General features: G+C 41.9%; 20 protein-coding genes. 2 read left to right on the plus strand and 18 right to left on the minus strand.

Going from position 1 to position 18,695, the window contains the following annotated elements; genetic code table 11:
• Positions 1–2: 2 nt before the first annotated feature.
• From KTE19_RS00965 to KTE19_RS00990, 6 genes are read right to left on the minus strand one after another with little or no spacing between them, the layout of a single operon-like run.
• Entirely contained in the window at positions 3–1,832 is a 1,830-nt protein-coding gene (locus KTE19_RS00965; protein WP_217161767.1) for a diol dehydratase reactivase subunit alpha, read from the minus strand.
• A 21-nt stretch (positions 1,833–1,853) separates the two neighbouring features.
• Positions 1,854–2,375 (minus strand): diol dehydratase small subunit, encoded by a 522-nt coding sequence (locus tag KTE19_RS00970; RefSeq protein WP_217161765.1) that lies wholly within the window; start codon positions 2,373–2,375, stop codon positions 1,854–1,856.
• A gap of 11 nt (positions 2,376–2,386) precedes the next feature.
• Entirely contained in the window at positions 2,387–3,097 is a 711-nt protein-coding gene (locus KTE19_RS00975) for a propanediol/glycerol family dehydratase medium subunit (RefSeq protein ID WP_217161763.1), read from the minus strand.
• Between the two features lie 28 nt (positions 3,098–3,125).
• Positions 3,126–4,802 (minus strand): propanediol/glycerol family dehydratase large subunit, encoded by a 1,677-nt coding sequence (locus tag KTE19_RS00980; RefSeq protein WP_217341407.1) that lies wholly within the window; start codon positions 4,800–4,802, stop codon positions 3,126–3,128.
• Positions 4,803–4,820: 18 nt separating this feature from the next.
• Positions 4,821–5,645 carry a propanediol utilization microcompartment protein PduB gene (pduB, locus tag KTE19_RS00985; RefSeq protein WP_217161758.1) on the minus strand — a complete coding sequence of 275 codons (825 nt, stop codon included), beginning with the start codon at positions 5,643–5,645 and terminating at the stop codon, positions 4,821–4,823.
• Positions 5,646–5,689: 44 nt separating this feature from the next.
• The gene (locus KTE19_RS00990; protein ID WP_217161756.1) at positions 5,690–5,992 is read right to left on the minus strand and encodes a BMC domain-containing protein; all 303 of its coding nucleotides are present in this window, start codon (positions 5,990–5,992) and stop codon (positions 5,690–5,692) included.
• Positions 5,993–6,304: 312 nt separating this feature from the next.
• Here KTE19_RS00990 and KTE19_RS00995 point away from each other — a divergent pair, with 312 nt between their 5' ends.
• Positions 6,305–7,423, plus strand: coding sequence for a helix-turn-helix domain-containing protein (locus KTE19_RS00995; RefSeq protein WP_217161754.1), 1,119 nt, complete (start codon positions 6,305–6,307; stop codon positions 7,421–7,423).
• A gap of 274 nt (positions 7,424–7,697) precedes the next feature.
• Here KTE19_RS00995 and KTE19_RS01000 read toward each other — a convergent pair whose 3' ends face one another.
• From KTE19_RS01000 to KTE19_RS01050, 11 genes are all read right to left on the minus strand, one after another.
• Entirely contained in the window at positions 7,698–8,408 is a 711-nt protein-coding gene (locus KTE19_RS01000; RefSeq protein ID WP_217161752.1) for an MIP/aquaporin family protein, read from the minus strand.
• A 309-nt stretch (positions 8,409–8,717) separates the two neighbouring features.
• A complete protein-coding gene (locus tag KTE19_RS01005; RefSeq protein WP_217161750.1) occupies positions 8,718–9,305 on the minus strand; it encodes a histidine phosphatase family protein in 588 nt (195 codons plus the stop codon).
• Entirely contained in the window at positions 9,306–10,064 is a 759-nt protein-coding gene (cobS, locus tag KTE19_RS01010) for an adenosylcobinamide-GDP ribazoletransferase (protein ID WP_217341408.1), read from the minus strand.
• Positions 10,065–10,090: 26 nt separating this feature from the next.
• Positions 10,091–10,849, minus strand: coding sequence for an AIR synthase related protein (locus tag KTE19_RS01015; RefSeq protein ID WP_217161745.1), 759 nt, complete (start codon positions 10,847–10,849; stop codon positions 10,091–10,093).
• Between the two features lie 73 nt (positions 10,850–10,922).
• Positions 10,923–11,435, minus strand: coding sequence for an ECF transporter S component (locus KTE19_RS01020; protein WP_217341409.1), 513 nt, complete (start codon positions 11,433–11,435; stop codon positions 10,923–10,925).
• A 266-nt stretch (positions 11,436–11,701) separates the two neighbouring features.
• Positions 11,702–12,181, minus strand: a complete 480-nt coding sequence (locus KTE19_RS01025; RefSeq protein ID WP_217341410.1) for a hypothetical protein — start codon at positions 12,179–12,181, stop codon at positions 11,702–11,704.
• Positions 12,182–12,256: 75 nt separating this feature from the next.
• The gene (locus KTE19_RS01030) at positions 12,257–13,321 is read right to left on the minus strand and encodes a HoxN/HupN/NixA family nickel/cobalt transporter (protein WP_217161835.1); all 1,065 of its coding nucleotides are present in this window, start codon (positions 13,319–13,321) and stop codon (positions 12,257–12,259) included.
• Between the two features lie 254 nt (positions 13,322–13,575).
• Positions 13,576–14,466: a polysaccharide deacetylase family protein gene (locus KTE19_RS01035; protein WP_217161740.1), complete on the minus strand. Its 891-nt coding sequence runs from the start codon at positions 14,464–14,466 to the stop codon at positions 13,576–13,578.
• The gene (locus KTE19_RS01040; RefSeq protein WP_217161738.1) at positions 14,459–14,764 is read right to left on the minus strand and encodes a hypothetical protein; all 306 of its coding nucleotides are present in this window, start codon (positions 14,762–14,764) and stop codon (positions 14,459–14,461) included. The genes KTE19_RS01035 and KTE19_RS01040 overlap by 8 nt, the downstream gene beginning before the upstream one ends.
• 1 nt (position 14,765) lies before the next feature.
• Positions 14,766–15,980, minus strand: coding sequence for a glycosyltransferase family 2 protein (locus KTE19_RS01045; protein WP_217341411.1), 1,215 nt, complete (start codon positions 15,978–15,980; stop codon positions 14,766–14,768).
• A 28-nt stretch (positions 15,981–16,008) separates the two neighbouring features.
• Positions 16,009–17,148, minus strand: a complete 1,140-nt coding sequence (locus KTE19_RS01050; protein WP_217341412.1) for a family 20 glycosylhydrolase — start codon at positions 17,146–17,148, stop codon at positions 16,009–16,011.
• Between the two features lie 499 nt (positions 17,149–17,647).
• Here KTE19_RS01050 and KTE19_RS01055 point away from each other — a divergent pair, with 499 nt between their 5' ends.
• Entirely contained in the window at positions 17,648–17,899 is a 252-nt protein-coding gene (locus tag KTE19_RS01055; protein ID WP_430673518.1) for a helix-turn-helix domain-containing protein, read from the plus strand.
• 231 nt (positions 17,900–18,130) lie between these two features.
• Here KTE19_RS01055 and KTE19_RS01060 read toward each other — a convergent pair whose 3' ends face one another.
• Complete coding sequence (locus tag KTE19_RS01060) at positions 18,131–18,586, minus strand: HIT family protein (RefSeq protein ID WP_217341413.1); 456 nt, start codon at positions 18,584–18,586, stop codon at positions 18,131–18,133.
• Positions 18,587–18,695: the final 109 nt, after the last annotated feature.

Below are 18,695 nucleotides of genomic sequence, written 5' to 3' on the forward strand. Positions count from 1 at the left end.
TGCTATCCTCTTTTCTCGCTTGAATATGAAAGAATTAACCCAGTTGCAACGGCGTTTCGTGGGCCTTCAATTGACCGAATGTTTCCACGCCCAGCTACCAAGTTATAATGTGACAATGCATCAGTCACAAGTTGAGGAATTTCAAAATCAAGAGCAGATCCTCCAACGATCACAACAAACGGAATATCTCGAATGTTTCCTGTTGGACTAACATGTCTCAAAGCCCGGAGTGCATTCGTTACAAATACTCGTTTCTTGGCAGTTTGTCGGACAATCTTGACTTTCTCAATACTCAGATTACCCGGAAGTGGCTCATAACCATCTGGCTTAATTGCAACAACTCTCGCAAACAAATTTGATGGCAAGGGTTTCTCAAAGAATTGAACTGAGCCATCTTCATGTCTCAACTGAAAGAGATTTTCTACTTTAGCAAGCGGATAACGCTTAATGTCCTCAGCCAAGTAAATATCATCTAGTCCAAGCTCAGAGTTGATTATCATTGTAACCATATCCCCAGCACCAGCAAGATGAATTGCGACCTTTTTATCCTCTTTATTAATAATTGATGCGTCAGTAGACCCAGCACCTAAATCTAGGATCGCCATTGGTTTACTGGTACCTGGAGTTGTTAATGCGCCTAATATTGCAGCTTCAGCTTCAGCCCCACCAATTTCAACAGGAACGCGCAAATCTTGTTCAATCAAGTTCGCAATAATTTGCATTTGTAAATGATCCGATTTAACCATTGCAGCAATTCCAACTGCTTGCTCCATGGAGAACTCGCCGGCAAGTCCGCCAGTAACCTTAACCGGAACGGAGGTATTAACTGCAAGTAAATCCTGGATAGCAATATCTTGATTTTGCTTGCCGGTCAAATCAGCCATCGTTTGCCGAACCTTTTCAAGCATACCGCCAACGTTAGTTCCTGACTTACCAGTGATATCATCAATTGAATCAAACTCATTAACCGCTTTCATAATTGCTTCAGCACCCGCGGCAACATCAACTTGAGCTTTTCCTTTATTACCAGTAATATAAACAGTTCCGGCAGGAATTACCCGAGCTTTAACATCACCTTTTGGTGTTTTAATCACAACCGCTGAGCGATTTCCAATCAATGCCCTGGCAACCGGTACAATGTTTTTCGTTTCTTCAGATGTTAATCCGAATAGAGTCGCAATCCCATACGGATTAGATAATTGAGAAATAACTTTACCCTGTGGGGCAACTTCAACAGCTGCTAGCATCCCTAATGGAACTTTATCAATTCGGGCAACTTCATCAACAATCGGAATTTTGTTTTGTAATCGATTATCAACGAGGACACCATCATCACTTTGCATAATCGCAGCGGTAATATGGAAGCCCGATGCGACATATGCATCAATTAGCTTTGCCGCATCAGCAAAATCAACATCTTTAGGAATCAAAACAATGTAGTTGCGTGAATGATCACTTTCATGAAGTAATTGTAAAAGTTGAACCGTATATCCAGAACCCGTTCCTACACCACCTGGAGTACCAGGATTATGACCAATCATCGTTGACTCGGTAATAATCGTTTCAGTAATCGTTTCCATCGCAACATCACCAATAACTGGTGTTGCTTCATTAATTCTTATCAAATTAACTGACGACAGATCGGTATGAGTAGAATTCAAAACATTGTCAATTGACTTTTTAACGCCAATCAAATTCTGCTTTGTTCCTTTAATTCCAGTTGTAGCTGCAATTCCCGATCCCAGAAATTTAACTTCGCCACTATCAGACACATCAGCGAGGGCAACTTCAGTTGAAGAATTACCAATATCAACACCAATCACACGTGTCATGCTAAAACCCCTAACTAGATATTAATTATCACCTTTAAGTTTCTTGTTCTTCTCATAGTTTTCAGCAGCTTCTGCAAACCAATTTGCACAAACAGGTGCATTATATTTATCTCGCAGTTCGCTCGACATATCTAATAATTCTTGCTTACTTGAACGATAAGGACGTAAAGCATTATATAGTTGAAGAAGCCGATCATCAGGAATTTGAGTTAATTCTGCAGCTCTCTGGAAGTTCTTCTGAATTGCAACTCGTCCAGCGCTAGCAGCAATTTGCCCCTGCATACGCAGTGTATCTGGGGTAATTCGTAAATCCTTTGGGCCAACAGTGCCATCAACAACATTATCTAGTGTGATGTCATGTAAGCTCTTTCCTGTTGGGGATTTAACCTTATCAGGATGTTTTTCAAAAAGTGGATAATCATTTCGACCTAGTTCACTATCAGAATTTGTCGGAGTTGAAGTTGATGTTGAACTGGATGCTGATGAGTTTTCATCTTTCAACTGACTCATGATTTTATTTACTAATGAATCTACCTCGCTCATATTGACCCTCCTTAATTAAATGATACTTGAATTTCATCGGACGGTTTACCAGGAACTACCTGCTTCGTTTCTTGAATATGCATCAAAGCAGACAATGCTTGATATTGCACACGAGCCATCTGATCATTCACAGTAGGAACAGGATTAGGAGACATCCCTTTTGCATATTGAGCTGCGTTTTTACCAATTGCTCGATACGTATCCAATGTCAGCACCGGTGCCTGTGGGAATAATTCCAAATTACTCAATGGTTCTTGGTCCTTTTGATGAATGATCGCTGTTCCTTTTGATTGAATCGCAACAGAAATTCCAGAACCTGAAAGTTGATCAGCGTCAACAGAACAGAAAGAAACGTCTGAGGTACGATAGACTTTTACAACCCGAGCCTTCAAACCTTCCTCTTCAATTCCGGCAATAACCTGACGTAAAACATCCTTATGAGGTAATTTGGTCATTGTTCGTGTTAATACTTCTGCAAATGCTGGCGCAACCGCGATGACAACTTCATCTTTTGACAATCCTGGTTTGGCTACGCCAACATGTTTGAACCAGTCAACTGGTTTGATATCAGAAGTCTGACTACTTGAAGGTGCAGCTTGAGTTGCTGTCGCTGCTGAGTTTCCAGAATCATTAAACGAAATTGGTGTATCAGTGTTTTTCATTTCACCTATAACGTCTTTAATAATACTTCTTAATAATGTTTCATCTATTTCTTGACTCATCTAAATTTGCCTCCCTTCAAAAGTCGTACTAGAAGTCCATATGTTGTGGATCCATAGCCCATGGAATATCTTTAATCTTGTCCCATGTGTCTTTATCTTCCCACAAACGGTACCCAGTACCAGGGCCTTGATAATCGTTAGGATTGTCAATAGCTGAAATGCAGTGCCAATTCTTATCAAAAATGGCAGACGTTTGAAGGTAATCACCACAAACTTTTTGCTGTGCCAAAGCAAGAACAGCTTGAGCAACATCGTTAAATCCGTGATCATGAAGTGCCTTAATGATATCTGAAACAGTAATACCACGATCCATTAAGTCTTGTGCTGCCTTCATATCCTGAACCATATCTCGCTTAGGCATATCGTCTGAGTTGCTTGCATAAGTTGCAGCTTCAACTTCTTCATCAGTAATTGCTGGTAATCCTAATCCATCAAAAACAGCTTGAATTGCCTTAGCGGCTTTATTTCTGATCTTAATAGCATCTTCTTCATGGATAGGTAAAATACCACCGTTAACAGCCAAATCACGTTCCATTGCGCAATAATCATCATAATCTAAAACATCCATGTTAGAACCTGCGAAGGTGTTGTCACGGTTTTCTTCAGCAGCATAACCGGATGAAATGTAGTCAGTTCCGGCAATGAATTGACCAATCATTCGTTCAGTTCGACGAATATCAGAATGTGAGAATGCTTGATCACAACCAGAAGCACACTCAATATCCATCATCATGCACATCAAGTTTTCACCAAGGACTTCACGGATACCACCGGGCACAGCACCTGGGATACCAATACAACTAACACCACCGTTTTGTAATCCTTGAACACCTGATGCTTTGGTAATAAAGATACAACGAGCTTCCAAGTACAGCATTGATTTGCCTTCAGTGTAGCCCATCATAACTTCTGAACCAGCACCTGAAGTAAATCGCATCTTCAATCCACGAGATGCATAACATGAAGCCAAGAACCCTTTTGACCAAGGTGTATCATCACCATCAGTAAATACTCGGTCGGTTCCATAAACTGAAATAGTTTCAGCGTAAGCAGTGAATCCACGCATCCCTAAACTCAATTCTTCAGATTCCTCAACAGAACATTGAGTAATAACACCTGGACGACCTGTTTGTGACCCAACCATAATTGAAATGGCATTCATTGGGGCATAACGGGCAATCGCAGTAGTCGTTTCTTGTTCTGGAAATCCTCGAAGAGCAGCTTCAGCAGCATCAGCAGCGATTTCAACTGGGTTATCCAAAGTGTTAGTAATATGACATTGAGTAGCCGGTGTTCGACGTGGTCGCATCTTTTGAACAGCCACAATCATTTCACCAAAGTTTAACTTGCTAATAACTTCCTCGGCTTTGGCTGGGGTGATGGCCGTAGTGTATTTAATGATTTCTGAACGCGATACATTAGGATCAACAAGCATGTGAGCAATCTTTAATGAATCAGTGTTCATTGCCATTTCAGCATTGTCCAAATTAAGACCATATTCTGCAATGTACTTATCAATTAAATCAAAGTCTTCTTTTTTCTTACCATCAAGTTCAGTAATTTCACCGTTCTCTAATTTGATACTAGGCTTAGGATCGTTCTTACCTTCCAGGGCAACTAATCCTTCGTCATCCCACTCTTTAACAAAACCATCCAAATGAACTGGACGTTTCTCTAATTTTTCAAATCTCTTTTGACGTTTCAATTGTGTTCCTCCTTTCGACTACTTAATGTAAGATGGGAAGTCATTAACGGGCTTCTCACCCATCGCACCAAGTAATTTCAGTCCGACTTCTCGGCCGGCCTTAACGGCTTGTCTTACGGCACCTGAATCACCACTAATATGAACCATCCCTTCGTTTGAGAAGCTGGTTCCATGCCCTGGCGATGCAAATGATAAAACATTAACACTAGCCGTTTTAATTGCGGTATCGGCCATAATGACTCCGATGCCTGAAGGAGCACCACAAATCAAACCGTATGCTTTACCTTCTGGAGCACCAAATGCTGCGTGACAAGCACCTGCTGCCCGAGCAGTGAATTGTAATTCCAAATGGCCAGCCGCCGAATTATAAACGTCGCCAAAGGTCGTACTCAACGTGTCTAACGCAACCTTAATGGCTGAACGTACATCCGATGGGTCATACCCACCAATTAAAATTAAGGAACCATGTCCAGCACCGCCCTTTGTATCACGGGGGAGCTCGATATCGATTACTTCTGTATTGGTTGCTTTAACTGCTTCATCCATGGCCATAATATGTGGCCCAGCTCCAGAACGAGCACTTAGTACACCCAATACTGAATACCTCTTAGTTACATGAAGTTGATCTAACAATAAAGGATCAACACTTGGAATACACATTCCAATGGTGTCACCGATTTTTCGAGTTCCAACTAATTCAGGAACGGCACTAGTAGAGTTTAAGAAATCATTCATTTGCTGTCCTCCTGACGACTTTGACTGATCCTCACCCTTAACCGAAATACCTTTTTTCATCATTTCGTTAAGGACTTGCTCAACTAACGCATCATTATCTTTATCCATAATTATTACCTACATAATCATCAAATTTTTTCTAAATTATCAGTTTACTTTGAGGCAGCGTTCTTTAAATCATTAGGATCTGGAAGAATCTTCTCAACATCCGTGTGTGGACGTGGAATGACATAGTTGGAAACAACTTCGCCGATGTTTTCTGCGGCTGATACACCTGCATCAACAGCTGCTTTAACAGCACCAACATCACCACGAACCATCACAGTTACCAATCCGTGACCGATTTTTTCCTGACCAACTAAGTTCACATTGGCTGCTTTAACCATCGCATCGGCAGCTTCAATGGATGCTACAAGACCTTGAGTCTCAATTAAACCTAAAGCTTCTTGTTCCATGTGAAATTCCTCCTAAGTGTGTTGAACCAATCTCTCGGTTCGCGAAATTGTGAACCGTTGGACTAATTCAATTGTTTTTGAAAACACTTTCAGTATAAGGAATTTGCATTATGATATCTTAAACAAGTTCATCTTTAAAATAACAATATTTGAAAACAGTTACACAACAAAAGATAAAATAACAAGAAAGTACTAACTATTTCAATGATTTATCTTGTAATCGCGATTTGATTATCATAAAATTGAATCAAGGTGGAAGCGGTTCCACTATACAATTGTAATTGGCTTCATAAATGACTAGGGGGCACGATAATGATCACCTATTCTCTCAAACAGAAAGACTATCAAACGCTAGCTGAAGCAATCAACACTTTTTCTGGGATTACTCAAATTGACACAGCCTTTTATACCTTGGATGGCCAACTTTTGAAAAATGGGAGTATTTTCCAACAACCAGAAGATGTCCAGCAAAGTCTCAACGTTTATTCTGACGAGATCTTTTCGATCTTTCCAGTGACAATGAATTACAAACTCTGGGGGCTCGGTATTTGCAATTCTGTCAACGTCTCACAGCAACGAATATCGTTATCAAGAAACTATTTAGAAAACATTATTGGGCAAATATTTGAATCAGACACTGACGTTAACATTTCCGTCTGGGATGCGCTTGGAAGTGAAGGCATCTCTGCACTCCGGAACTTCGACACTTACTTAAGAAATGAAGCGAGCAAAAAGATATCGTCAACACCGGTTGAGTCAATGCCCGCAATCAATGGCGGAAAAGCCAGTGAAGCTAATTCGCTTGACGATGATGCTTCCGGCAACATCTATCACAGCCTAGAGGCCTGTCTTAACTACATCAAAAGCAATATTGATCAGACCATCTCACTAGACGAAGTTGCCCAACACGTATTCCTGTCGCCATCGTATTTGAGCCGCATATTCAAAAAAACTATGCACGTGAACTTTATTGATTACATCAATAATCAAAAGATTGCCGTTGCAGGTGAAAAGCTCTGTTTAAGCGAGTCGCCAGTAAGCCATATTGCCAAACAAATTGGCTTTGCACAAACCAGCTACTTTACCAAAATTTTCAAGCAGCATACCGGTTTAACTCCTTCTGAGTTTAGACAGCGAAACGCTTCAATCCAGAAGATCGTGACAATCCATCGCGACCTGACATGGAAGGATAGCGACAGCGTCTATGATGTTTCTAAGCAGTATTTTCAAGATCATAATATTAGCTATTATTCCCAACCCGTCAATGGGTTCCCGTACATCAACAGTATTGCTGGGTTAGCCGATTCCTCAGGTCAACGCGGATGGATATTCACCGTTGATTGCAAGCAGCCCAACGCTTCATCGATGTTAGTCCCAGTGGCAGGCAAGTCGGTTATTCAGTGGATTTATACCGAATATCCGGGTGATTGACTTTTTTAATGACGACAAATAGGCCTTTAACAGCATTTTTTGATGGCTGTTGAAGGCTTTTGGTTTTGGGATTATGCGGTTGAAACGGGTTTTAAGAGTTTGACACTTAATATCCCCCACTAAAGCCCAAAATCAGCATTTCCGCCATTACGTTGAGAAAACGTGCCTCAAGAGGCTGACGCTTAACATATAAGAAGGCCCCCACTAAAGCCCAAAATCAGGCTTTAGTGGGGGCCTTCTTATATAATCGCGTCAAAGCGCCTCTTTCGGCACTCTAACCCTTTAAAGCAAACTGAATCGCTGCGGCCAAGATTCCACCTGCTAACGGTCCGAACATTGGTACCCATGCATAGCCCCAATAGGCGTTTCCTTTGTTAGGAACCGGCAAAATTGTGTAGGCCAAACGTGGACCCCAGTCACGGGCTGGGTTGATGGCGAACCCGGTGGTCGTACCTAATCCAGTACCAATAACGAAGATCAAGAAGCCAACGATAAATGGCTTGAGTCCTTGCGTAAAGTTACCTAAGTTTAACAAGATGAAGATAAATGCAAATGTGGCAAATAATTCTGAGATGAAATTAAATAATGGCGATTTGATTGCTGGTCTCGTTGCAAAAATTCCAACTTGGTTTCCTGAAGCTTCATCAGGAGTTGCCTTGAAATGAGGAGCAAATTGAATGATAACCAGTGCTGCCCCAACGAAAGCACCTAAGAATTGACCTGCCAGATATGGCAAAACCTGACTCCATGGGAAGAAGCCGAAGCAGGCAAATCCAATTGTTACGGCGGGATTCAAATGTCCCATTGATCCGAGTGATCCAGCCACATAAACACCCATGGCAACGGCCATCCCCCATGACAAGCAGACAAACGTCCAATTAGCCCCCTTAGCATAGGCCTTGTTCAAATTAAACCCAGCACCGGTACCGGCACCAAGCATAATCAAAATCATGGTGCCAAAAAATTCACCAATAAAACCATCCATAATATATCCACCTACCCTTTAATTGATAAGCCATAATCGACGCATTAAGAATAGCATAGGTTCAAGTGAAAATATTCACCTAATTGATTTTGAGTCTGACATTAAATTGGTGATCGGGTACAAAATATTGTCATTGCGCAAAATGTTATCAATTGAATTCTAAATAAATATTGAATTAAACTGAGTTCCTTTGGTTAATTTTCCAGAATCCCACCAAAAATAAAGTCACAATCTTGAACTGACTTCAAAATTGTGACAGTTAATGATTGTAACAAAACAGTCACGCTTCCAATTATTCTGAAAGGGTTATCAAACATTTAACTGAATGAGCTTAACTTCATGCTTGCTGACCTTATATTCTGAATAATCGCCTGCGTTAAAATTCACAGACCACCAATCAACATCAGGATACCAATGATGATGCAATGTCCGTAACACGCCCAAATGGGCAACAAGCAGAACTGTGCTATCCGCTGGCAAAGTCTCCAGGTAGTGATCAATAGTTTTAATCACTCGTTTTTCAAAATCATGAAAAGGTTCTGCTCCTTCTGGAGTCACATCAAAGGGAGCCTTTAACCACTTTTCCCAGACGTCCGGATAAGCGGCTTCAACCTCGTTGGCATTCTTGCCCTCCCAATTTCCAAAGGGCATTTCGTCAAATTCCGGTTCAACAATCACCCGAGTAGTCGGATGATTCTTTTCGACCGCATTCAAAGTTTGCTCAGTTCGTTTCAAATTACTTCGAATTGCAATCGTAATTGGCACATTTTTTAGTTTATCAGCTAATTGATCAGCTTGCTTTAAACCGATATCATCCAATTCAACATCGGCTTTACCATAATATTTTTTCTCGCGGTTATAAGCTGTTTCACCATGGCGACTCAACAATAACTTCATCTAGATCACCTTTACTAACGCTGCCAGTACCAGTAGGAAAACAATTTGGCCCAGTTCACCATACGCACCAATTGTGTCACCCGTAAAACCACCAAGCTTACGATTAATGTAGTGACGATAAATCCAGGCACAGACAATCACCATAACGTAAGCAATTAGACCACTAATGCCCAAAATCAAACCAATCACAATAATTGCAAATAATTGAGCAACGGCAATTCGCCACGGGGAAACCCCTGTCCATAACGCGCCGAGGCCCTTCGTCTTACCAGCATAAACCATCTTATAAAATAGCAAAACCATACCAGTTTTTGCCACCATCGTCGTCACTGCAGTTAACCCAACCATTTGCCACAACTTCAGATACGGTGAGGCCACCACACCAGCCCCCATCACAATTGCATAGAAATAAGTCAATGCCAGGCTGCCCATAGTACCAATGCGACTGTCCTTCATAATTTCTTTAATGCAGTCAACGGTGCGAGAAGAGTACAGGCCATCCGCTGTATCGGCCAGCGAGTCCAAATGAAATCCCCCGGTAATCAGGCCGTCAGAAATCCAGTACAGGATCCAAGCAAACCAAATCGGGAAAATTAACGTCATCAGCCAAAAAAATAAGGCTTCAATACAGCCGATCAAAAAGCCAAATAGCGTAAAATATTGAATACTCTTCTTAAACCTGCTGGTAGCGTCCTTTATTTCATACGGAACTGGAATTCGAGTAAAAAACTGGGTCAGTAAAATCAACGACTTTATCATTAACGATCATCCTTAACTACTTCAATTTATGAATCCAAAACTGCTAATCTCGCAATTAATGCCAACTTGGGGAAAGCTTGTTCAAACTGTTGCTGCTGAATTGGCTTAATCGCGATCAGTACGACCGTTGCAGGTCCAGCAGACTGATTTTTATTAGGAACGCTCAAATCTGCAATCGCTTCAATTTTAGCGTGATGGGTTTCGGCCATTTGAACCAGTTCATAGCGAACTCCGCGAGAGCCTACTGGTAACATATCCACAACAGCATCATTTGCCCTGATCTTTCGAACCAAATCGTATGAAAAAATTGTGGCTAAATGCTTTTTAACTTCCTCACCAACGTATGGGGTTCCAAGCTGATAAACGAGGGCTGCTCCAGAAAAGTGAATTGAAGCGACATTGATCTGATGAGCCTTGGCAACAACCGTAACCCCAATTGAGGTTGTCTGAGTCCGCATGTTGTCTTCCGTACTCCCATTCAGCGGGAGACCAGATAACCCTGCCTTTTTGAGCTCTTGGCGAATGCCCCAAATGACCCGCTCGCCAGTTGGCTGCAATTCATTGCCAATTGTATCGACAATCGTGATGGGATCCGCACCAAAACACATCAATTCCATCAGTGGTACTCGCACTGAATAAGCCGCTGTAATTGCTGGATCAATTAACACTTCGTCAAATTTTTTCTCCCCGATCCCAGCGCTACAATCACAGGCAATCACTAATGTGTTGTGCGCATCAAGTCTAACCAGGGAAAGATCTCGAAATTGTCCACCATCGCCATTCATTTGGTGTCTCTCCTTTCACGAAAAGTTGGTGCTAACCGCATGTAACGGTGCGCCTAACAATACCAAAGTCAAGTTAGCTATGGAGCCGCAAAAATGGGGCTCCCTTCACCCGTTTTGGCAGGGCAGCATAAATCACTTCACACACAATCAAATTGAGGATTGTCGCAATTGTCAGTGGCACAAAGTACACATAGACTGCTTGTTTTAACAAGGGATACATGAACACTAATTCAATTGGGACGTTAATTGCATAACCAACGATATCAGCAATCACCACCCCTTTAATGGCTTCTTTGCCAAGCTTTTGACGCAGCCAGCCAAAGACAAACATACAGATTCCCATTGCAACAGCGATGATCAAGTGAATCGGCAAGGTGAGTGGAAATCCCGCCAATGCAGCCGACACTAAGTGACCAAATATGCCAAGAAAGCCACCAAATACAGGTCCCAGCAAAATAGCCCCCAAAAATGCCGGTGCTGAATCAAATGCCACCGATCCCATAATCTTAACGTTGGCGCCAATAACACATAATGCCAACAACATCGCCGCCAAGACCATCCGTTTTAAACGATTTGAACGATTCATAAAATCCACTTCCTATCATTACTAAATAATTTCTAGTCCAAGAGAATCATAACATTAATTGTGAACCGTTCAACATGACTCACCGGATCAGTCAAGATTGTTGTACGCATTGAACAAAAGTGAGGTAATGGGAAGCGACAAACGGCTGATCCCGGCCATTTAAGCCAAAAAAATAATGCATTCCAAAACCAAAATGCATTACTTTTTCACTTAAATTCTGGGATCAAAACGCCTTTGGTCCCAATCTCTTGATCAAAATATACTATTTATTCTGATTTTTGATAATAATAGTTAATTTGTGCTTTTTTGCTGTTCGAGCTGAGATAAGAGTACATTTTCAAGGCCGTCTTACCGTTGTGCTGAACCTTCTTGAAATAAAGTGGACTGTTGACGTTGATGAGCGTCAACTTCCAATAACCGTGCTTGTTGACTTTGTTAGCGACTTTAAATAAGTAATTGCTATCCTTGGTATTCGCGTATTTATCAACGTTATCGTAGAAAGTAATTGCCTGATAGTTTTGGTTCGTGGCCTTGGCGGCTCCCTGCTTGAACGTGTACTTTGTCAGTCGATATTTTACCGCGCTCTTGCCAGTTGTGCCATCTGAATATTTGCCGTACCAAGTTCCTTGAAGTGCCTGGGGAACTGGATTAGCCATCGTCTTTGCATGAGCAGACTGAGCAGCAGGAACAATTGCTGCCAAGCCGGCCGTTACTCCGAGAATGGTAAGTGTCTTAGAAATTTGCATTAATCTATCCTTTCTTTTACAACCAAACGATTGGAAGTAGTCTAACAGAAATGAGCGATTCATGCAAAATTGATTCTATTGACGGTGCTGATCATTTTGTAAAAAGTCCGCTTTTTGCAAGGCCTCATCCTTTTCCTTTAAGGCTTCATCTTTTTCATTGAGGTTAAAGACTTGCCAGCAAATGAGGGCCACACTCCAGGTGATGATAAACAGGCCAACGAGCATAATGCCAAGGATATTGAAGTTCAATGCCTGTGCCCATTTGATAATAAAGAAATGGGAATGGATATCCGATCCAAAGGCCTGTAAAACATCGACGATGCCGACGAAGAACGCTGCGGTGACTGACAGGCCAGTGAGCGCTAAATTATAATACACCTTCCGATATGGTGAAGAGAACACCCAGCTGTAGGCAGTGCTCATGAATAAGCCATCACTGGAATCCATTAGGCACATCCCCGCCGTAAACAACAATGGGAATGAGAAAACAGCAAACCACGGAATGCCTTTACTGGTTGCAACCGCTGAAGTTGCCAAAACGGCGATTTGAGTGGCTGTGTCAAATCCCAACCCAAACAGGAAACCAACGCAGATAACCTGCCAATTGTGATTGATCAAATTAATACTCTTTTTGAAAAATCTAAAAATCTTCGTGTCAGTCGATTGATTTGCCTGCTCAACGTTGCCATTATTGATGGCTTTAAACGACTTCCAAATTCCGACTAAAATCACGAGGTTAATGGTTCCAAGCAGAATTAACATAAACCCGGCAAATAACGTGCCGAAGATGCCGCCAACGTTTTGTAGTGCGGGCAGCTTTGTCTTTGACCACTCGACAAAGAAAATCGTGATGAGGGCCATGATGATGACCACCAGCGAATGACCAAGTGAAAAGTAAAAACCGACCCCATGGGTATTTTTACCATCATTGACCAGCTTTCGAGTCATGTTGTCAATTGCAGAAATGTGATCAACATCAAAGGCGTGCTGAAGGCCAAACGTAAATGATAAAAACGCCATCCCCAATAACGCAGGGTATCGATTCAGATAAGAAAATACCAGTACCCAACCAACAACAAAAATTGCTAAAACATATCCACCAAACTTTGCAATATCCGGCTTAAGTGCGTAATGCACCATTGAACCATTTGTTGAACTTTCCAAAGCAATTCCTCCCTGATGACTGCGGTATTCAATCAGGATAAACAATCTGTCGATTATGGTCAGAAGCTGTTTTGATCGTTCATGGTGATTGTGTATACTTTTACAAGCGCACAAAGTATAGCACCAAAGAAAGCGCATTTATTAGCAAATTTTCGTTAAGTTGGCTGAAGGAAACGGAAAAATGTGACTATTTTAAGAGTGCGAAACCAAGCGGTTAATAATCGGAGTAGTTAACTACATATCCACCTCTCAACACTTGGCCAACTACTAGAGTTAATAATGACTCTTGGAGTTTGCTTCAAGTTACTTCGATCAGTCACAATGCCATCGTTCAAAGTGAGGACCACCTTTAATTGCCGTTGTTCATCCAGAAACTTTTGAATCTGCGGGGTCCCACTACCGTATGGGTATGTGAAGATCGGTGAACGATAGCCAATTTTTTCTTTCAGCACATCTTGGCTGGTGGCGTAATCGTGCTTGAAGCGGGTATAGTTGCGGGGAAGATTGAACACTGGGGTTCCATTATCCACTAAATAGTGCATTCGATTGGTATGAACACCAAATGTGACCAAGTTACCAGCACGCTTTTTCATCCGTAAAATTGCCGGCCAGGTTGCGAGCTTTGTGCCTTGCTTATACCACCCAGTATTTCCAGTAATAATTGAATCGGTGAACGGATAATGATGCTCCAATAATACCGGCAAGGCGTTGCCAATCATCGTTCGGTCAATATCATCGAAGGTAATCGTCACCATCTTTCCCCGAATTGGCTCATGCCGATCAATCTTTCTGATCAGCTCAGGCATGGAGATTACTTTAATGTGATGGTCTTGGAGATAATTCATCTGCTGCCTGAATTCTGGTAAATTAACATTAAAGTCATGAAACTGGCTATTTGGTGACACATCTTCATCAAATTTAACGATTCGGGTATTATCCAAGACTCGATGATAGCAAAAGACCATCACCCCATTCTTAATCTGCTGGTCGTGAGCTGAAATGGCATAACTAGGGCGATTACCCAGCTCATATTCGATGTTTCGATGGGTGCTGTATGCCAATAAACTCAAAAACAGCACAATAAATCCGGTTAGGGCCCACTTTCGTTGTGTTTTAGTCATGGTTTCTCGCCCTCCGTTCCAATCGTCGAATTCGCCACCAACCAAATGCAATCATTAAAATTGCGACAGCTAAAACCAACAATGCAAACGACGCGTATGCTCTAAAAGAAAGATTTAACACTAGGTAATCAGAAACCAGAGCATCCGAATAAGCGTTCAAAAGAAAACAAACATTAATATAGATGACATAGCCCGTAATAAGCCACAAGATGACTAAAATCAGTGCCCGCCTAACATTTGTTAAAAAGGATGACCGTTTGCGAATGATCAAACCTGAAGTTCGTTTGTTTGATTTCATTTTAAAGCCCCCTATCTGGGCTGCGCCAACTTCCAACGTGGCGTGGATCCAAGAAAAAAGAGCCAAGAGCGGTTAAACAGCTGACCAAGTTGATAAACCAATAAAAGATGACGTAGAGCGGTAATAATAACAAGTCATGCCAATTAATGAAATCAGATTTTCTTGAATCTGCATAGCCAATCAGAAATTGAACCAAGCTAATAAATAATAACAGAAATAAGATCACACCATCCATAATGAGATCACCGGTAAATAGGACTGTGATCAAATAAAATAACGTAACAAATGAACAGCTGATGGCCCATAGGTCGGTTAAAATCATATCCATGAGCAGCCATTGCTCACTCAAGCGCCCGGTCACAAACATCCCCCGGTTACGAAATAAGACTTCAAAGCCGCCCCGTGCCCAGCGTCTTCGCTGGTGGACCAGATCTTTAATGTGCTCGGGAACCAGAATCCAAGCTACCGATTGCGGACAATAAACAACCTGCCACTTATGATGATATAGACGCCAAGTCACATCAATATCTTCAGTAATCGCATCGGCATTCCACCAACCGGCATCTGCCAAAGCCGCTTTTCGATAAGCTACAACGACTCCAGAAACGGTCGTAATGTGGCCGGTCACAAATGCCTGACCGCGTTTGATAATATCGATAACCCCAACGTATTCTAACAACTCCAAGCGGCCTAATATGCTGGTTCGATTGCGAACAATCGGCTTGCCAGCAACGGCGCCAACGTGGGGATCGTTGTAAAATTGGGCGAGCATTGGCTTCAAAGCATCCTTGTCAACGTAACAATCTGCATCCAGACACAGGAGAAACTCGCCCTCAGCTAACTTGGCACCATTATTTAAGGCGTTGGCTTTCCCTTGATTTCTTTCAATATTAATGATCTTAACCGGAAATCGTTTCGTGTATTCCTCTGCCAGTTCGTGCATCACAGCGAGGGTGTCGTCGTCACTGCCATCGTTGATTAAAATGAGTTCTAATTTGGAATACGTGATATTGGCGACAGATTCGACAACTTTTTTCAGGGTGTCAGCCTCGTTATGTGCCGGGATCAACACCGAAACCAAATCATCAGGTTGGCCAGCATGAAAATTTATGAGTGGCACTCGTCGCTGCTGAATCGAAAAGAATACTGAGCCAATAATCCAAACGGTCGAAACAATCACTGGATATAAAATCACAAATGAACTAAGTGTGTTCATGATCTTCCCCCTTTTCTATCCCCTTCATTCAAGCCGGCTTCCGGGCCAGAACCAGAAATTCTTTGATAAATTGGTAACCGGCCTGATAAACTTTTTTATCTGAAATTGTGGCGACCGAATCTCCCCAAATTGAGGCACTGCTGCCAACAATCCCATTGAGTGATTTAAGCTTGGTGGCGTGGTCGGAATGCCAGAGCGTCGGCTTCCAGTATTGCTTCATATCCTTAGTCATATAGGCGACATTTTTAGGCGCCAGGTTGGCTTTAGTAATGTTGAAATACAAATAATAATCGTTGTAATTCAAAACTTTGAAATGGTGACTGATCAATTTCGGCATCGAGGCCCAGGCTTTTTTCCGTCGGGCTCCCAGGCTGCCTGACTGATCCGCCGTCCAATTCCAATAGGTGACTTGAATATGCTTATTGAGATCACCCAACTCACTGTTCAGGAACCCATCATTCCAAGCTTCGGGGATAAACCCAAGTTTTTCAACGTTGGTGCTGGTTGCATTTAAATATTTAACGTAGGCCGGATTTTTGGTGAGCTTATCAGTAAATTCATCCCCACCCAAATGGAACCGGGCGTTGTTTTGATTATCAAATTCCGTCCCAACTTCATTATCAATATTCTTAACAAAATCAATGCTGGCCTGATTCAAATGCAGCTCATCACCATAGCTCCTTGAATACCAGCTGAGTTGCCGGGCGAGTTTCGCCTTGCCATTAGCCTTCATCGTGTCAACCAACCCGTTGACGTGGGCTGGAGTATCAATTTCTGGAATCAACGTTACACCACGCTTCTGAGCAATATTAACTAAATAGCGAATCTGGGCCTTGCTGTAAAAGGCCTGCTTTGTCTGGTTATTGCGCCAAACGCCATCTTTTTTTGTCGCGTGATCCAAGGTCTGGCCAACCGTTTGATTTTCGATAGCAAAATCTCGATCGTCAGTCAGATGAAGTTGAACAAAATTGCCATGGTTCGCAGCCACCAAATTGATAAATTTGACTAACGTTGAAAGGTGATAGTGCCGCCGGGAAACGTCCAGAGTTAACCCGTTAAATTTGCCATTATTGTTTTGAGCCTTATCCTGACTCGACTTTCCTGCGGAACTACACCCCATCAATAACACGAGTAAAGGAACTAAAATTAACCACCGTTTAAATCGCATCTAAAAGCCCCCTATGTATCTGTCACATGATTGAAATATTTCTGTAATACGTTGAAGCAAACCTATCGTAACAAAAAACAATCTCAATGGAATCAACCAGCACTCAATTATAAGGATTATTAGAATGTCTTAAGAAACTCTGATCGATTATGACAAAAGTGTTAAAGAACCACTTCAAATAATGATATACAATTCCTTAATGTTGGGGGTTCTACTAACAATAAGCTATCTCAATTAAGTAAGTTGTTGATGCAGATGACAACGATCAATTATCCAAAAACTAGCCGGCCATTTCTGCGTATTTAACAATTAGAGGCTCAGCCAATGTTAACCACTTATTCAGAGTCTTATTGCCTTAGCTGACGGGATTGGCAACGGCAAAAGGACAAAATCTCAACTTTTGTGGATGATTAACCGTGCTTGGGCCGAAAAACTGCTAAAATGATTAATGGATATCATTAACCAAAGGAGAAAGAATCGAATGCCGACGTTAAATCAAATGAACCCCAATGTGCAACCCCCGTCCACTGCTGAAATGAAAGTTGCCGAAATCCTGACAACTCTTCGTTCGGAACGAATCAAACGAGGCATCTCCCAAACAGACCTTGCCGACCAGATTGGCATGAAGCAACCCCAGTTGGCAAGAATCGAACGTTTAGTCGCCACCCCCTCCTTAACGACCATTGAGCGATATGCCCATGGCCTTGGATTTGAAATTGGCTTATCACTGGTCAAGGGATTAAACAATTAATAAAGCAAATCACCTGCAATTACTATACGCAGGTGATTTATGGCACAACTAACTTAATCATCATACAAAAAATGTTCTGAAACTTTTCCATCGGCTTCAGAACATTTTTTTGATACCATTTATAAAATCATTTAGGACAATTATTCGTCCGCAACCCCATCGTAGGCAAAAAATAGCAGTCATCCATGTAGATCATCACAACCTGCCCAATTTTTAAAGAGAATTGTCAAGTTACTTTATCGCCGATTTTAACAACTCGGTAATTTGCGCCCGCAATTTTCCATCCCGATCAGGGGCATAAGCATACCGCTCATCAAACCAATGATCGGGGCTATATAACCACACCGGCTTTTTTAATCGTTCAGGCGGTTCACTCTGATATCGAGGAAATACGTGGGCGTGTAAGAAGTTATCGGTATTTCCTAAAATATCATAGTTAATTCGGATAGCTCCGGTTGCTTGTAGAACCGCATCACCTAGGAGACTCATGTCTGTCAAAAATAACGTCCGCTCAGAAATCGTCAGATCGTTCAATGAGGCCACTTCCCGCTTAGGCAATAAAACAGAATAACCAGGCAAAAATTGGGTGTCGCCAAATGCTGCGAATCCACCCGGCATTTCGCTCATTATCATGGGATTGGTTCCATTGATTGCTGAACCAATACGGTCATCTTGCCAATTAACCATTCTCAATCTCCTCTCAGCACTTTTTTAAAAGCTTGAATTTACACTTTAAGTGCAACACTAATTAAATAAAGAATGGCCCATGGCCAAATTTCTGTAAAATGATGTTTGC

It is taken from the genome of Lentilactobacillus dabitei (assembly GCF_019061365.1).
GTDB lineage: Bacteria > Bacillota > Bacilli > Lactobacillales > Lactobacillaceae > Lentilactobacillus > Lentilactobacillus dabitei.

Coding starts and splice junctions, on each gene's coding strand:
- KTE19_RS00965 (WP_217161767.1), bottom strand. CDS start 1,832: ATGACACGTGTGATTGGTGTTGATATTGGTAATTCTTCAACTGAAGTT.
- KTE19_RS00970 (WP_217161765.1), bottom strand. CDS start 2,375: ATGAGCGAGGTAGATTCATTAGTAAATAAAATCATGAGTCAGTTGAAA.
- KTE19_RS00975 (WP_217161763.1), bottom strand. CDS start 3,097: ATGAGTCAAGAAATAGATGAAACATTATTAAGAAGTATTATTAAAGAC.
- pduB (WP_217161758.1), bottom strand. CDS start 5,645: ATGGATAAAGATAATGATGCGTTAGTTGAGCAAGTCCTTAACGAAATG.
- KTE19_RS00990 (WP_217161756.1), bottom strand. CDS start 5,992: ATGGAACAAGAAGCTTTAGGTTTAATTGAGACTCAAGGTCTTGTAGCA.
- KTE19_RS00995 (WP_217161754.1), top strand. CDS start 6,305: ATGATCACCTATTCTCTCAAACAGAAAGACTATCAAACGCTAGCTGAA.
- KTE19_RS01000 (WP_217161752.1), bottom strand. CDS start 8,408: ATGGATGGTTTTATTGGTGAATTTTTTGGCACCATGATTTTGATTATG.
- KTE19_RS01005 (WP_217161750.1), bottom strand. CDS start 9,305: ATGAAGTTATTGTTGAGTCGCCATGGTGAAACAGCTTATAACCGCGAG.
- cobS (WP_217341408.1), bottom strand. CDS start 10,064: ATGATAAAGTCGTTGATTTTACTGACCCAGTTTTTTACTCGAATTCCA.
- KTE19_RS01015 (WP_217161745.1), bottom strand. CDS start 10,849: ATGAATGGCGATGGTGGACAATTTCGAGATCTTTCCCTGGTTAGACTT.
- KTE19_RS01020 (WP_217341409.1), bottom strand. CDS start 11,435: ATGAATCGTTCAAATCGTTTAAAACGGATGGTCTTGGCGGCGATGTTG.
- KTE19_RS01025 (WP_217341410.1), bottom strand. CDS start 12,181: ATGCAAATTTCTAAGACACTTACCATTCTCGGAGTAACGGCCGGCTTG.
- KTE19_RS01030 (WP_217161835.1), bottom strand. CDS start 13,321: ATGGTGCATTACGCACTTAAGCCGGATATTGCAAAGTTTGGTGGATAT.
- KTE19_RS01035 (WP_217161740.1), bottom strand. CDS start 14,466: ATGACTAAAACACAACGAAAGTGGGCCCTAACCGGATTTATTGTGCTG.
- KTE19_RS01040 (WP_217161738.1), bottom strand. CDS start 14,764: ATGAAATCAAACAAACGAACTTCAGGTTTGATCATTCGCAAACGGTCA.
- KTE19_RS01045 (WP_217341411.1), bottom strand. CDS start 15,980: ATGAACACACTTAGTTCATTTGTGATTTTATATCCAGTGATTGTTTCG.
- KTE19_RS01050 (WP_217341412.1), bottom strand. CDS start 17,148: ATGCGATTTAAACGGTGGTTAATTTTAGTTCCTTTACTCGTGTTATTG.
- KTE19_RS01055 (WP_430673518.1), top strand. CDS start 17,648: ATGAACCCCAATGTGCAACCCCCGTCCACTGCTGAAATGAAAGTTGCC.
- KTE19_RS01060 (WP_217341413.1), bottom strand. CDS start 18,586: ATGGTTAATTGGCAAGATGACCGTATTGGTTCAGCAATCAATGGAACC.